We start from the raw sequence: 13,513 nt of genomic DNA, 5'->3' as shown, positions 1-13,513 counted from the left end.
GTGGCGTTTTGTTTTTGCAGCCGTCGATCGCCGTCGATCGGCTAATCGGCCAATCGCGCGGCTTTACACTGCGGCGATCGCCTCACGCGCGCTGGCGAGCGCCGCGCTGGCCGCGTCCGCGCCCAGGTTCAGGCCTTCGGCGTAGATGAAGTTCACGTCGGTCATGCCGAGGAAGCCGAGGAACGACTTCAGGTACGGCGTCTGGCTGTCGTGCGGGGTGCCTTGATACTTGCCGCCGCGCGCCGAAACGACGAACACCTTCTTGCCAGTCACGAGGCCTTCGGGACCGTTCGCGGTGTAGCGGAACGTAACGCCGGCGCGTGCAATCCAGTCGAAGTACGTCTTGAGTTGCGACGAGATGCCGAAGTTATAGAGCGGCGCGCCGATCACGATGACGTCCGCTGCCTGCAGTTCGGCGATCAGCGCGTCGCTGCGCGCGGCGATGGCCTGCTGCTCCGGTGTGCGCTGCTCGGCCGGCGTGAAGAAGGCGCCGAGCACGGCGTCGTCGAGGTGCGGCAGCGGATCGGCTTGCAGGTTGCGCGTGACGACTTGCGCGCCCGGATTCGATTGTTGCAGCCTGGCCGTCAATTCGTTGACGAGCAGCGTCGACTGGGCGCCTTGCGAGCGGGCGGCGGAATTGATTTGCAGGATCGTGGTCATGGTGGCTCCTTCGGTCTCGGTTGCGCAATGTTGCGCGAGTGAAGGCATTGTGTTTTTTTACCGCGTCCCGAAAAAGTAGTCCGCCGATGACGGATTGTTGCAGCGATAGAACAATCGTCGGCACGAAAAAACGGCGTGGGATCGCTCGCCCACGCCGTTTGGTGCAGCGAGTCTTACGCCGCGAGCCAGCGCTCGCGCAAGCCGCGCGCTGGCGCACGCTTGTCGGAGGAGGCGGCGAGCCTGTAGCGCGCGACTTCGGGCGCGTCGAGGGTCAGACGCGCCACGCGAAGCTCGTCGCGGCGAAACGCATGGATTTCGACCTTCGTGCCCGGCTGATAGCGCGAGAGCAGCGCGTCGAGATTGGAGCCCGTGACGCGCAGACCGTCGAGCGCGACGAGCGCGTCGCCGGCCGAAAGTCCCGCCTTCTGCGCCGCGCCGCCTTCATAGACCACGGCAAGCGTCGCCTCGGCACCTCCGCGCAGCCGCGCGCCAAGCGACGGCTTCGCGCCGCGCTCCGGCTCCCCTTCGAGCGCCACGCCGAACGGCTCCAGCAGCGCCGCCAGCGGCAGGTCGCGCGTGCCGCGCACGGCGTCGCTGAAGAGCGCGCCCAGTTCCACGCCCGTCGCCTCGGCAATCAGCGCCTCGACGTCGTCCTCGCCCACGCCCGCGGGCTTGCCGCGATAGAAGTCGCGCCCGTAACGCTGCCACAGCAAACGCATCACGTCGTCGAGCGATTTGCGGCCGTTCGTCTGCGCACGAATCGACAGATCGAAGGCCAAAGCCACGAGCGAGCCCTTCGTGTAATAGCTGACGATCGCATTCGATGCGTTCTCGTCCTGCCGGTAGTACTTCACCCACGCGTCGAACGAGCTTTCCGCGACACTCTGCTTCAGGCGTCCCGCGCCGCGCAGGACGCCCGCGATCGTCTTGCCAAGGAGGCCGAAGTATTCGTCTGCGGGAATGAGGCCGCTGCGCACGAGCATCAAGTCGTCGTAGTACGAGGTGAAGCCCTCGAACAGCCACAACAGCGAGGTGTAGTCCTCGCGCGTGAGGTCGTACGGCACGAACGCCGCCGGCTTGATCCGCTTGACGTTCCACGTGTGGAAATATTCGTGGCTGCACAGGCCGAGATAGGTGCGATAGCCGTCCGACGTCTCCGGCTTGCCCTTCACCGGCAGATCGGTGCGATTGCAGATGAGCGCCGTCGATGCGCGATGCTCGAGGCCGCCGTACCCATCGCTCACCGCCTGGGTCATGAACACGTAGCGCTCCATCGGCGCGCGCTTCGTGCGCGGCTCGAACAGTGCGATCTGCGCTTCGCAGATCTTCTTCAGGTCGGCGGCGAGACGTTCGGTGTCGAGCGCCACCACGCGGCCCGCGATCACGATGTCGTGCGGCACGCCGTGCGCCTTGAAGCTCGCGAGCGTGAATTCGCCCAGCGTGACCGGATGATCGATCAGCTCGTCGTAATTCGTGGCCGTGTATTCGCCGAAGCCGTAGCGCTTGGTGCCGCGCGCTTCCGTGAGCGCCGTGCCCACGCGCCAGTGGCGATACGCGTGCCCGTCCGGACGCTGGATATCGACCGCGTGCTGCGCTTGCTCATGGCCGAGCGCCGCGAGAAACACGCTCGTGCCGTTGAAGAAGCCCACCGTGTCGTCGAGGTGCGCCGCGCGCACCGACATGTCCCACGCGTACACCTCGTAGCGCAGCGTGAGCGCGCCTTTGACCGGGGCGGCCTGCCATGAATGCTTGTCGGTCTTGGTCACGCGCACCTTGCGGCCTGCGTCGTTGAAGGCGCGCAGCGTAACGATGTTGCGCGCGAACTCGCGCACCATGTAGCTGCCCGGAATCCACACGGGCAGCATGAAGCGCTGGCCCTCAGGCGCGGGGTCTTCCACGGTGAGCGTCACCTCGAACAGATGCGCGGCAGGATTCTTCGGGACGATGGTGTATCGGATCGGCTTCATCGGCGGGAATGGTGAAAAATTCGGTCGGCAGACGTGCCCGGCAGACAAAAACGCACAAAAAGCGCCGGGCAAAAAAGCACCGGCCGCGAAGGCGGCCGGCGGATCGGGGCTTTGCTTCAGTGAGCGGCGCTCAGCGCCTTTTCGAGCCGGTCGCTGCTAACCGCGCCCGGCAGACGCGTGCCGTCGGCGAGGATCACGGTGGGCGTGCCCGTCACGTTCATCTTCTGGCCGAGCGCGAGATTGCTGTCGATGGCGGCGGTGTCGCAGGTGCCGGCGGCCGTGGGCGCCTTGCGGTCCACCATCCACGACTCCCACGCCTTCGCGCGGTCCGACGAGCACCAGATCTGCTTGGCCTTCGCCGTCGAATCGGGCGAAAGCACCGGATACAGGAAGGTATAGACCGTCACGTTGTCGATGGACTTCAGCGTGCTTTCGAGTTGATGGCAGTACGGGCAATTCGGGTCGGAGAACACGGCCATCCTGCGTTTGCCGTCGCCCTTCACGACCTTGACCGCGTTCGCGAACGGCAGCTTCGCGAAATCGACCTTGTTGATTTCGTTCAGGCGCGCCTCGGTGAGATTGCGGTGCGCCCTGGTGTCGATGAGTTCGCCGTTGAGCACGTAGTCGCCGTTGGCGTCGCTGTAGACGATCTGCGTGCCGAGATTGATTTCGTAGAGGCCGGGCATGGGCGCCTTGCTGATGCCCTTGATGTCGCCGGCGTCGATGCCCAGACGCGTTTGCAGCGCCGATTTGATCTTGTCGGTGGTCTGGTCGGCCTGGGCCGAGCAGCCGAGCGCCGAGGCGGCTACCGCGATCACGAGCGCGGCAAATCGAATACGCGTTTGCATGGGATGCATTCCTGATTCAGGCGCGCCGCGAGAAAGACGGCGCGCACAGAGTTCCATTGAAGGCCGGGGCGGCGGGGACGCGCTGCGGGCGCGGCCAATACGTCCATTCTAAGCTGCGCCGGAAAAACCGCGGAGATTAGCCGAGCGCCGAGGCGACGAGCCAGCGCTTGAGCAGCGGCTGCGCGCCCACGAACGCCATGCCCGTATTGCGCACCGCGCGGGCGAGCGTGCCGGGGAACGAAAAGAGCCGTTGCAGGCCGTCGGTCGCGACGACGAGCTTCTGGATGTCCTCGCGGCGGCTGCGTTCGTAGCGGCGCAGCAGCACGATGTCGCCGAGGTCGCGGAACGCCTCTTTTTTCGTGACGACGTCGACGAGCGCGGCCACGTCGCGCAAACCGAGGTTCACGCCCTGGCCCGCGAGCGGGTGAATCAGATGCGCGGCGTCCCCGACCAGGGCGACGCGCGGCGCAACGAGCCGGTCGACGGTTTGGAGCGAAAGCGGAAAGCCGCGCGCGGGCGTCACGCATTCGAGCGCGCCCAACTGGCTTTGCGAGACGCGCTCGACTTCAGCGGCGAGCTGCTCCGGTTCGAGCTTGAGCAGCGCGTCGGCGTGTTCGGTCTGCGCCGACCACACGAGCGACACGTGCTGATCCGGCAGCGGCAGCAAGGCGACGATCTCGCCCTCGCGGAACCACTGGTACGCCGTTTCGCCGTGCGGCTTTTGCGCGCGGAAATTGGCGACCACGCCGGTCTGGCGGTAATCGCGCCGCTCGACCTTCGAGCCGATTTGCGCGCGCACCCACGAATGCGCGCCGTCCGCGCCGATCGCGAGATCGGCTTCGATCGTGCGGCCATTGGCGAGGCCAATCACGGCCGCGTCGGGCTTCACGTCGAGCGTTTCGGCGCGCGCGTCGATCCACGCGAGATTGGGCTGGAAGTGGAGCGCGGCGTCGAGCGCGCGCTCGATGACCGACGATTCGGCGATCCACGCGAGCTGCGCAACCGACGCCTGGTACGCTGAGAAGTGCAGTTCCGCCGCGGCGTCGCCGAACACGTGCATGTCGTACACGGGCGTGAGGCGCACGGCGTCGGCGGCCTGCCAGACCCGCAGCCGTTCGAACAGCGCCTGCGAGCTGCGCGAGAAGGCGTACACACGCGCGTCGAACATGGCGCCGGCAGGCAGCGGCGCGCATGGCTGCGCGAGCAGCGCCACGCGCAGGCCGCTCAAGGTGAGCGCGAGCGCCGCCGACTTGCCGACGAGGCCGCCGCCGATCACGGCGACATCAAAGGTCTGGTTGCTTGCAGTCATGCGCGCATTATAGCCGCGGGCGCTTTTGCGACAGGGTCGGATGGGCGCGGTGTTGCGGCGCAGCAAGAGTTGGCGCGCCGATGCGTCCGGCGCGCGGCGACGGCCGCCGCGAGCCCTTACCCGGACGAGGTTACAATTACGGTTTTCGTGACTCCGCGTCACGCCCCCCGACGTGCCACCTGCGCCGCCCCGCCCGCCGCTCCCGCTTTCGCGAGACGCCCGGCTCGGGCGCTTCGCGCGCGGCGAGCCGCACGTCACCACCCTGACATGCAGAGATTTTCATGAGCCTCAAATGCGGCATCGTCGGCTTGCCTAACGTCGGCAAGTCCACCCTTTTCAACGCGCTGACCAAGGCGGGCATCGCGGCCGAAAACTACCCGTTCTGCACCATCGAGCCGAACGTCGGCGTGGTCGAAGTGCCGGATCCGCGTCTGAAGGCGCTCTCGGACATCGTCAAGCCTGAGCGCGTCGTGCCGGCCGTGGTCGAGTTCGTCGATATCGCGGGTCTGGTGGCGGGCGCGAGCAAGGGTGAAGGTCTGGGCAACCAGTTCCTCGCGAACATCCGCGAAACCGATGCGATCACGCACGTCGTGCGCTGCTTCGAGGACGACAACGTGATCCACGTGGCGGGCAAGGTCGATCCGCTCTCCGACATCGAAGTCATCAACACCGAACTCGCGCTCGCCGACCTCGGCACCGTCGAAAAGTCGCTCACGCGCTACTCGAAGGCGGCCAAATCGGGCAACGACAAGGAAGCCGCGAAACTCGTCGCCGTGCTGGAAAAAGTGCGCGCGCAGCTCGATCAGGCCAAGCCCGTGCGCGCGCTCGACCTGAACGAGGACGAACAGGCGCTCCTCAAGCCGTTCTGCCTGATTACGGCGAAGAAGACGATGTACGTCGCGAACGTGAAGGACGACGGCTTCGAGAACAACCCGTACCTCGACGCCGTGCGCAAGCACGCCGAAGCCGAAGGCGCGCCGGTCGTGGCCGTGTGCGCCGCGATCGAAGCCGAAATCGCCGATCTCGACGACGAAGACAAGATCGCGTTCCTCGCCGACATGGGCATGGAAGAGCCGGGGCTCGACCGCGTGATCCGCGCGGGTTTCAAGCTGCTCGGCCTGCAAACCTACTTCACCGCGGGCGTGAAGGAAGTGCGCGCGTGGACGATCCACGTGGGCGATACGGCCCCGCAGGCCGCGGGCGTGATCCATACCGACTTCGAGCGCGGCTTCATCCGCGCGCAGACCATCGCGTTCGGCGACTACATCCAGTTCAAGGGCGAAACCGGCGCGAAAGAAGCCGGCAAGATGCGCGCCGAAGGCAAGGAATACGTCGTGCACGACGGCGACGTGATGAACTTCCTGTTCAACGTCTAAAGGCAATGCGCAAGCCCGCTTTCGAGCGGGCTTTTTTACAGCGGCGATTCGCGCGCGAACCGCCGCGCCCACCAAGAAGAACAATGACAACGAGACTTTCCGCGCGGCTCGCCGCCGCGGCCTTCGCGCTGTGCCTCGCCGCGCCGGCCTTCGCGTTCCAGCCGTCGCCGGGCACCTACGCCGCGCCCGACGAATCCGATCTCGACAACCATCGCGGCTATGTGAACCGCGACGGTCAAGCCGTTCACTCGCCCGCGCATACGCGCTCGGGCCGCGCGCCCGAAGGCGCGAGCGCGCAATGCCGCGACGGCACATACAGTTTCAGCCGCCACCACAGCGGCACTTGTTCGCGCCACGGCGGCGTCGCGCAGTGGCTGTGAGCGCGCATCGCGCGCCGCCCAGGTCTCAAAGCGCCGACAAAAAAGCCCGCTCGAAAGCGGGCTTCGCCATCAAATCACGATATCCCGCGCGCGCTTTACAATAGCGCGTTGAAGCATCACCCCATTCGAGGTTCGGGCAACGCAGTCGCGCCGGGCGCTCCCCTTTTTTCCGTTTTCCAAAGACACACTCATGGCCCAATACGTCTTCACCATGAACCGGGTCGGCAAGATCGTGCCGCCCAAGCGCCAGATCCTCAAAGACATCTCGCTGTCGTTCTTCCCGGGCGCGAAGATCGGCCTGCTCGGCCTGAACGGCTCGGGCAAGTCCACGCTCATCAAGATCATGGCTGGCGTCGACAAGGACATCGAAGGCGAAGCCACGCCGATGCCCAACCTCAACATCGGCTATCTGCCGCAGGAACCGCAGCTCGATCCGGAAAAGACGGTGCGCGAAGCCGTGGAAGAAGGTCTGGGCGACGTGTTCAACGCGCAGAAGAAGCTCGACGAAATTTACGCCGCCTACGCGGAGCCGGACGCCGACTTCGACGCCCTCGCCGCAGAACAGGCGAAGTACGAAGCCATTCTCGCCACGACCGACGGCAGCGCGGAACAGCAGATCGAAATCGCCGCCGATGCGCTGCGCCTGCCGGCCTGGGACGCGAAGATCGGCAATCTCTCCGGCGGCGAAAAGCGCCGCGTCGCGCTGTGCAAGCTGCTGCTCGAAAAGCCCGACATGCTGCTGCTCGACGAGCCGACCAACCACCTCGACGCCGAATCGGTCGAGTGGCTCGAACAGTTCCTGACGCGCTTCCCGGGCACCGTCGTCGCCGTGACCCACGACCGCTACTTCCTCGATAACGCCGCCGAGTGGATTCTCGAACTCGACCGCGGCCACGGCATTCCCTGGAAGGGCAACTATTCAAGCTGGCTCGACCAGAAGGAAGAGCGCCTGAAGCAGGAAGAAGCGACGGAATCGGCGCGCCAGAAGGCCATCAAGAAGGAACTGGAGTGGGTGCGCCAGAACCCGAAGGGCCGTCAGGCGAAGTCGAAGGCGCGTATTGCGCGCTTCGAGGAACTGTCGAGTTCGGATTACCAGAAGCGCAACGAAACGCAGGAAATCTTCATTCCGGCGGGCGAGCGTCTGGGCAACGAAGTCATCGAATTCAAGAACGTCAGCAAGTCGTATGGCGATCGTCTCCTGATCGACAACCTCAGCTTCAAGATTCCGGCGGGCGCGATCGTCGGCATCATCGGGCCGAACGGCGCCGGTAAGTCCACGCTGTTCCGCATGCTCACGGGCAAGGAGCAGCCGGACTCGGGCGAGATCGTGCAAGGCCCGACGGTCAAGCTCGCTTACGTCGATCAGAGCCGCGACGCGCTGGCTTCCAGCAAGACCGTGTTCGAGGAAATCTCGGGCGGCGCGGACGTGCTGACGGTGGGCAAGTACGAAACGCCGTCGCGCGCCTATATCGGCCGTTTCAACTTCAAGGGCGGCGATCAGCAGAAGATCGTCGGCAATCTCTCGGGCGGCGAGCGCGGCCGTCTGCATCTGGCCAAGACGCTGATTTCGGGCGGCAACGTCCTGCTGCTCGACGAACCGTCGAACGACCTCGACGTCGAAACGCTGCGCGCGCTCGAAGACGCCCTGCTCGAATTCGCGGGTTCGGTGATGGTGATTTCGCACGATCGCTGGTTCCTCGACCGTATCGCGACGCACATCCTCGCGTTCGAAGGCGACTCGCAGGTCACGTTCTTCGACGGCAACTATCAGGAATACGAAGCCGACAAGATCAAGCGTCTGGGCGAGGAAGCGGCGCGTCCGAAGCGTCTGCGCTACAAGCCGATCAGCCGCTAACCGGCAACCGCTCGGCCGGCTGGCGCGCTGGATCGATAGCGACAACGGCGGCAACAACGGCGGCCCGCGTGCCGCCGTTGCCGTTCCAGCGGCACGCGCGGCATGGCGGTTGCTTGAAAGCGCTACGCTTGGTGGCACCCAGGGTCACGTAAGACCCAAACTCCGAGCCTGAACTCCGGCCGTCCACGAAAGGAATTCCGTATGGCGATGCCGCTGCGCAACCGTGTTCTCCTCATCGTGGCGATCGTCGTCGCGGTGCTCGCGCTCGCGGCGCTCGGCACGCTCTACGCGCTGCAGCGCGAGGCGAAAGCCTACGTGGAGCGCGCGCTTGCGCCTGTCGGCACGGCCGCCAGCGTGAACGTGGCGTTCGATCTCTCGTCCGTCGAACTCACCGACGTACACCTGCGGCCGCCGCCCAACTGGCCCACCCCCGACACGCTGCGCGCCGCGCGCATCAAGATCACGCCCGACCTGCGCGCGCTGCTCTCGCACCGCGTGCATATTCGCGAGATCACCGTGAGCGACTTCACGTTGACGGTGCTGCGCCAGGCAAGCGGCTCGACCCTGATCCTGCCGAATCTGCGCGAAGAGATGTCGCAAAGTACGTCCGCGGGCGGCGCGCAGGGAGAAAGCGGTCTGCCGCCGGAAAAGATCATCGACCATATCGCTTTCGAAAACGGCGTATTCGACTTTTACGACCGGGCGGCCAGCAATCCGCCGTGGCGCGTCACGGTGAACGGCGCGCAGGCAAGCGTCGACAACATCCATCTGCCCGCGCTGACGGAGCCCACTCGCGTTTCGGTCACGGGCAATGTCGTCGGCCCGCAGCACACGGGGCGCGTGACGTTCAACGGCTGGATGCAGATCGCGAGCAAGGACTCGCAACTCCACACGACGCTGCGCGGCGTCGATGTGCGCACGCTCGATCCTTATCTGCTGAAAAAAGCTGGAGCCAAGGCCAACGTGACGGGCGGCACGCTCGACCTCGATCTCACCTCGACCGTGCGCGGTTATCACCTGCACGCGCCGGGCACCGTTACGCTGCACAACCTGCAACTTGCGGAAAGCGGCGACGCCGTGGATACCTTCCTGTCGATTCCGACGCGCGCCGCCGTAGCCGCGTTGAAAGCGCACAAGGGCGAGATCACGCTGCATTTCGTACTCGACGGCAACCTGCGCGACCCGAAGTTCAGGCTGAACGAAAACCTGACAACGGAGCTGCGCGCGGGCTTTGCGCAGGCGCTCGGCGTGAGCGCGGAGGGCGTGGCGAAGGGTGCCGGCCAAACCGCGAAGGGCATCGCCGATGCGCTGCGCAGTCTGCTGCAGCCGGCGGCGCCGGCGCCCGCATCGAAATAACGCGCGGGGGCCAGCTTCGGCGGGGTTAGACCGGCAGGCCGAGTTCGCGCAGTTTCGCGTCGGTGGCGGCGTTGCTCGTGTGGTGCACGCCGTGCCAGCCGAGCGCCGTGGCGGCGGCGGCGTTGTGCGCGTTGTCGTCGATGAAAACGAGTTCCGCGGGCTTTACGCCCGGCAACTGCGCTTCGATACGGCGAAACATCTCGTGGAAGATTGCCGGATCGGGCTTCACGAGCTTCACGCGGCCCGAGACAACGATGTCGCGGCAGCGCCGCAGGATGCCGAAGCGCTCCCACGCCCACGGAAACGTCTCGGCGGACCAGTTCGTGAGGCCGAAGATCGGCATGCCCGCCGCCTCCAGCCGCTCGAACGTCGCTACGCCTCCGGCGAGCAGCCCGCCGATCATCTCGTGCCAGCGCTCGTAGAACGCGCGAATGAGCGCTTCATGCGCGGGAAACGCCGCGACCAGTTCGTCGGTGCCCACGGCGATGGGCTCGCCGCCGTCCTGGCGCACCACCCAATCCATCTTGCAGACGTGCGTGAGAAACCAGCGGCGTTCGTCGTCGTTGGGAATCAGCTTGCGATAGAGATACTCGGGACTCCAGTCCACGAGCACCCCGCCGAAATCGAATACCACTGCCTTGATCGTCATGCGTATCTCGCTCCGCTTGTCTGAATACCGGGAAATCAGATCGGCTGAGTGCGCTTTTTTAGCCACGCGAGCGCGTCGCCGCTCACATGGGGCGCCACGCGCACGCGCACCGTCTGGTGGTACGCATTGAGCCATTCGAGCTCATCCGCGCGCAAGAGCGCGAGATCAATGCAACGCGTATCGATCGGACAGAGCGTGAGCGTCTCGAAGCTCAGGAAGTCGCCGAATTCGGTGGTTTCGGCGGGCTGGTTGAGCACGAGATTCTCGATGCGCACGCCCCACTTGCCCGGCCGGTAGATGCCCGGCTCGACCGAAGTGATCATGCCTTCCTCCATCGCGGTCCACGGCTCGGCCGGCGCGTAGTGCGAGATGACCTGCGGGCCCTCGTGCACGTTCAGGAAGTAGCCCACGCCGTGGCCCGTGCCGTGACCGTAATCGGCGCCCGCTTCCCAGATTGGCGCGCGCGCGATGGCGTCGAGCATCGGCGAGCGGATGCCGCGCGGAAACTTCGCGCGCGAGAGCGCCATCATGCCTTTGAGCACGAGCGTGAAATCGCGCTTTTGCTCGGCGCTCGGCGTGCCCACGGGCACGACGCGCGTGATGTCGGTGGTGCCGTCGAGGTACTGGCCGCCCGAATCGATGAGCAGCAGGCCGTTGCCTTCGATCACGCTGTGCGATTCGGCCGTGGCGCGGTAGTGCGGCATCGCGCCGTTCGCGTTGAAACCCGCGATGGTCGCGAACGAGAGCGACTTGAAGCCCGCGCGGCGCGCACGCGCGGCGGAAAGCTTTTCGTCGATGGTCAGCTCGGTAATGGTCTCGCGGCCCAGCGCCGCCTCGAACCACGCGAAGAATTCGGCAAGCGCCGCGCCGTCCTGCTCCATGGTCGCGCGCACGTGGGCGGCTTCGGCGGCGGTTTTGCGCGACTTGAAAAACGTGCTCGGGTTGACCGACTCCACCAGCTTCACCGCCGACGACACCGCCTGTAGCAAGCCATACGTCACGCGGCGCGGATCGACGAGCAGCGCGGCCTTGGCGGGCAGCGCCGCGAGCGCGGCGGCGGCCTCGGCATACGGTGCGACGCGCACGTTGTCCTTCGCGAGCGACTGCACGAGCGCGTCGCCCACTTTGCCGTCGGCGACGAAGAGCGTCGCGTCGTCCGGCCCGATCAGCGCGTGCGCGACGAACACGGGGTTGTAGTTCACGTCCGCGCCGCGCAGGTTGAAGAGCCAGGCGAGGTCGTCGAGCGTGGAGACGAAGTGCCACTGCGCGCCCTTTTCCTGCATCGCGCGGCGCACCTGGTCGAGCTTGCCGGCGCGGCTCGTGTCGGCGTGCGGCGCGACGTGCTCGTACACGGGCTCGAGCGGCAGCGACGGGCGGCCCTGCCAGACGTCGTCGAGCAGATCGAGGTCCGTGCGCAGCGCGACGTCGCGCGCCTTGAGCGCGTCGGCCAGCGCGCGCGCCGAGGCCACGCCGAGCACGGCGCCGTCCACGGCCACCGCGCCGCCCGCGCTGACGTTCTGCGCGAGCCAGTCGATGTGCGGCGCGCTCTGCTGGCCGCCCATCATCTTCATGAGCTGGATGCCGGTGCCCGCGAGTTGCTGCCCGGCCTGCACCCAGTAGCGGCTGTCCACCCAGACGCCCGCGAAATCCTTCGTCACCACGAGCGTGCCCACCGAGCCGGTAAAGCCCGACAGCCACTCGCGCCCCTGCCAGCGGCGCGGCAGGTATTCGGACAGATGCGGATCGGCGGACGGCACGAGGGCGGCGTCCACGCCGGCGCGCGCCATCGCGGCGCGCAAGGCGGCGATGCGTTCGGGAATGGAAGAGGTTTCGGGGAGTCGGGCGTTCATGTTTTCACCTGCGAAGAATTCCAAGCGGATAACCGGGGCGATGTCTCGGGCTAGCTTCGTCGCGCGCGCACCGCCACGCACACGCCCACGAAAAGGAGCGCGAGCGCCGTGCAAAGCGGCCACTGGAGCAGTTCACCATCGTAGAAAAGACCGGTCGCGCTGCCCGCCGCGTTCGCGAGCGTCGCGCCCAGCACGCCGGCGACGACCGCCAGCGCGAGCGAAGGACGCGCGGCGCGGCGCAACGGATGGAGCCACCATCCCGCACAGCCCACCACCAGACCAAGCAGGGCGATACCAGGCCAGCCCATTAAAGACTTGTCCTATAGGTTTTCAGATAAGTCTGATAGGACTGCCGAAGCACGGGAGCTAGCATTTGTAACTTGGTTAGTCTCTATTAAAACTGGAAAACGGTCGGCTCGGCGCTTCCCGCGTAGCGCTTGAGTGTAGGGGGCAGGATGGCGCAACGCAAGCGCGTCCGGGCCACCCCAGCCGCACTCTCTCGTATGCGAATCGCCCTTGTCGAACCAGACGCCCGTCAGGCTGAAACGATCGTCCGCCTGCTCATTGCGGGTGGGCACGCATGCCACCACTTCCCGCTCGGCGCGCAACTCTTCGAAACGCTCGAAGACGAAACCTTCGACCTGTTGATCGCGGCATGGTGGTGCGGCGACGCCGGCGCCGACGACCTCATCCCCCAAGCACGCAAGCTGCTCCCCGGTCTGCCGGCCATTGCGCTGATGCTCGCGCCGCACGAGAGCGAAATCGTCGCGAGCCTGCAGGCCGGCGCGGACGATTGCATCGCCAAACCGGTGCGCGGCCCGGAAATGCTCGCGCGCATCGACGCCCTCCTGCGCCGCGCCGGCGTGCGCCGGCCGCGCAACCGCGCGCGTCATGGTTTTGGGGACTACCTCTTCGATTCGGGCCGCTACGAAGTGTCGTTTCGGGGCCAGACCGTCACGCTCACGCCCAAGGAATACCGCTTCGCGCTGCTGTTGTTCACCAACGCATCGCGCCCCGTTTCTCGGGCGCGCATCCTCGAAACGGTGTGGAACCTGAACCGCGACGTTCGGTCGCGCACGCTGGACACGCACGCCTCGCGGCTGCGCAGCAAATTACAGCTCGGACCCGAGCACGGCTGGCGTTTGACCACGTTGTACGGCTTCGGCTACCAGCTCGAAAGGCTCCCCATATCAACCACCGGAATGTCGGACTCTGTCGCCGCGAATGTCGGAAGCGAGGAAAAGTTATAATATCCGCCTAAAT

Annotated in this window: 12 protein-coding genes; 5 read left to right on the top strand and 7 right to left on the bottom strand. The window is 66.0% G+C overall.

The annotated features are described in order from the left end of the window. Positions 1-63: 63 nt before the first annotated feature. From U5768_RS28250 to U5768_RS28235, 4 genes are all read right to left on the bottom strand, one after another. On the bottom strand, positions 64-660 hold the full coding sequence (locus U5768_RS28250; protein WP_322033618.1) for an FMN-dependent NADH-azoreductase: 597 nt from the start codon (positions 658-660) through the stop codon (positions 64-66). A 173-nt stretch (positions 661-833) separates the two neighbouring features. Further along, complete coding sequence (locus tag U5768_RS28245) at positions 834-2,627, bottom strand: PDZ domain-containing protein (RefSeq protein ID WP_322033617.1); 1,794 nt, start codon at positions 2,625-2,627, stop codon at positions 834-836. A 116-nt stretch (positions 2,628-2,743) separates the two neighbouring features. After that, a complete protein-coding gene (locus U5768_RS28240; RefSeq protein WP_322033616.1) occupies positions 2,744-3,475 on the bottom strand; it encodes a DsbC family protein in 732 nt (243 codons plus the stop codon). Between the two features lie 136 nt (positions 3,476-3,611). Next, positions 3,612-4,784, bottom strand: a complete 1,173-nt coding sequence (locus U5768_RS28235; protein WP_322033615.1) for a UbiH/UbiF family hydroxylase — start codon at positions 4,782-4,784, stop codon at positions 3,612-3,614. 281 nt (positions 4,785-5,065) lie between these two features. On the opposite strand from U5768_RS28235, the gene ychF reads away from it, so the two are divergent. From ychF to U5768_RS28215, 4 genes are all read left to right on the top strand, one after another. Continuing rightward, positions 5,066-6,160: a redox-regulated ATPase YchF gene (gene ychF / locus U5768_RS28230; protein WP_322033614.1), complete on the top strand. Its 1,095-nt coding sequence runs from the start codon at positions 5,066-5,068 to the stop codon at positions 6,158-6,160. An 83-nt stretch (positions 6,161-6,243) separates the two neighbouring features. Then, positions 6,244-6,540, top strand: coding sequence for a DUF3761 domain-containing protein (locus U5768_RS28225; RefSeq protein WP_322033613.1), 297 nt, complete (start codon positions 6,244-6,246; stop codon positions 6,538-6,540). A gap of 190 nt (positions 6,541-6,730) precedes the next feature. Continuing rightward, complete coding sequence (ettA, locus tag U5768_RS28220) at positions 6,731-8,395, top strand: energy-dependent translational throttle protein EttA (RefSeq protein ID WP_322033612.1); 1,665 nt, start codon at positions 6,731-6,733, stop codon at positions 8,393-8,395. A gap of 201 nt (positions 8,396-8,596) precedes the next feature. Continuing rightward, positions 8,597-9,751 carry a DUF748 domain-containing protein gene (locus U5768_RS28215; protein WP_322033611.1) on the top strand — a complete coding sequence of 385 codons (1,155 nt, stop codon included), beginning with the start codon at positions 8,597-8,599 and terminating at the stop codon, positions 9,749-9,751. A 25-nt stretch (positions 9,752-9,776) separates the two neighbouring features. Here the strand turns inward: U5768_RS28215 and U5768_RS28210 are convergent, their stop codons facing one another. From U5768_RS28210 to U5768_RS28200, 3 genes are read right to left on the bottom strand one after another with little or no spacing between them, the layout of a single operon-like run. Next, positions 9,777-10,400, bottom strand: coding sequence for an HAD-IA family hydrolase (locus U5768_RS28210; protein WP_322033610.1), 624 nt, complete (start codon positions 10,398-10,400; stop codon positions 9,777-9,779). Between the two features lie 35 nt (positions 10,401-10,435). Continuing rightward, positions 10,436-12,250 carry an aminopeptidase P family protein gene (locus tag U5768_RS28205; RefSeq protein WP_322033609.1) on the bottom strand — a complete coding sequence of 605 codons (1,815 nt, stop codon included), beginning with the start codon at positions 12,248-12,250 and terminating at the stop codon, positions 10,436-10,438. 50 nt (positions 12,251-12,300) lie between these two features. After that, positions 12,301-12,558 (bottom strand): hypothetical protein, encoded by a 258-nt coding sequence (locus U5768_RS28200; protein WP_322033608.1) that lies wholly within the window; start codon positions 12,556-12,558, stop codon positions 12,301-12,303. A 195-nt stretch (positions 12,559-12,753) separates the two neighbouring features. Between U5768_RS28200 and U5768_RS28195 the strand changes: the two genes are divergently transcribed. After that, positions 12,754-13,500 (top strand): response regulator transcription factor, encoded by a 747-nt coding sequence (locus tag U5768_RS28195; protein WP_322033639.1) that lies wholly within the window; start codon positions 12,754-12,756, stop codon positions 13,498-13,500. The last annotated feature ends 13 nt before the right edge of the window (positions 13,501-13,513 follow it).

The organism is Paraburkholderia sp. J76 (assembly GCF_905220295.1).
In the GTDB taxonomy this organism is placed as follows: domain Bacteria; phylum Pseudomonadota; class Gammaproteobacteria; order Burkholderiales; family Burkholderiaceae; genus Paraburkholderia.
This window is presented reverse-complemented; position numbering and strand designations above follow the sequence as displayed.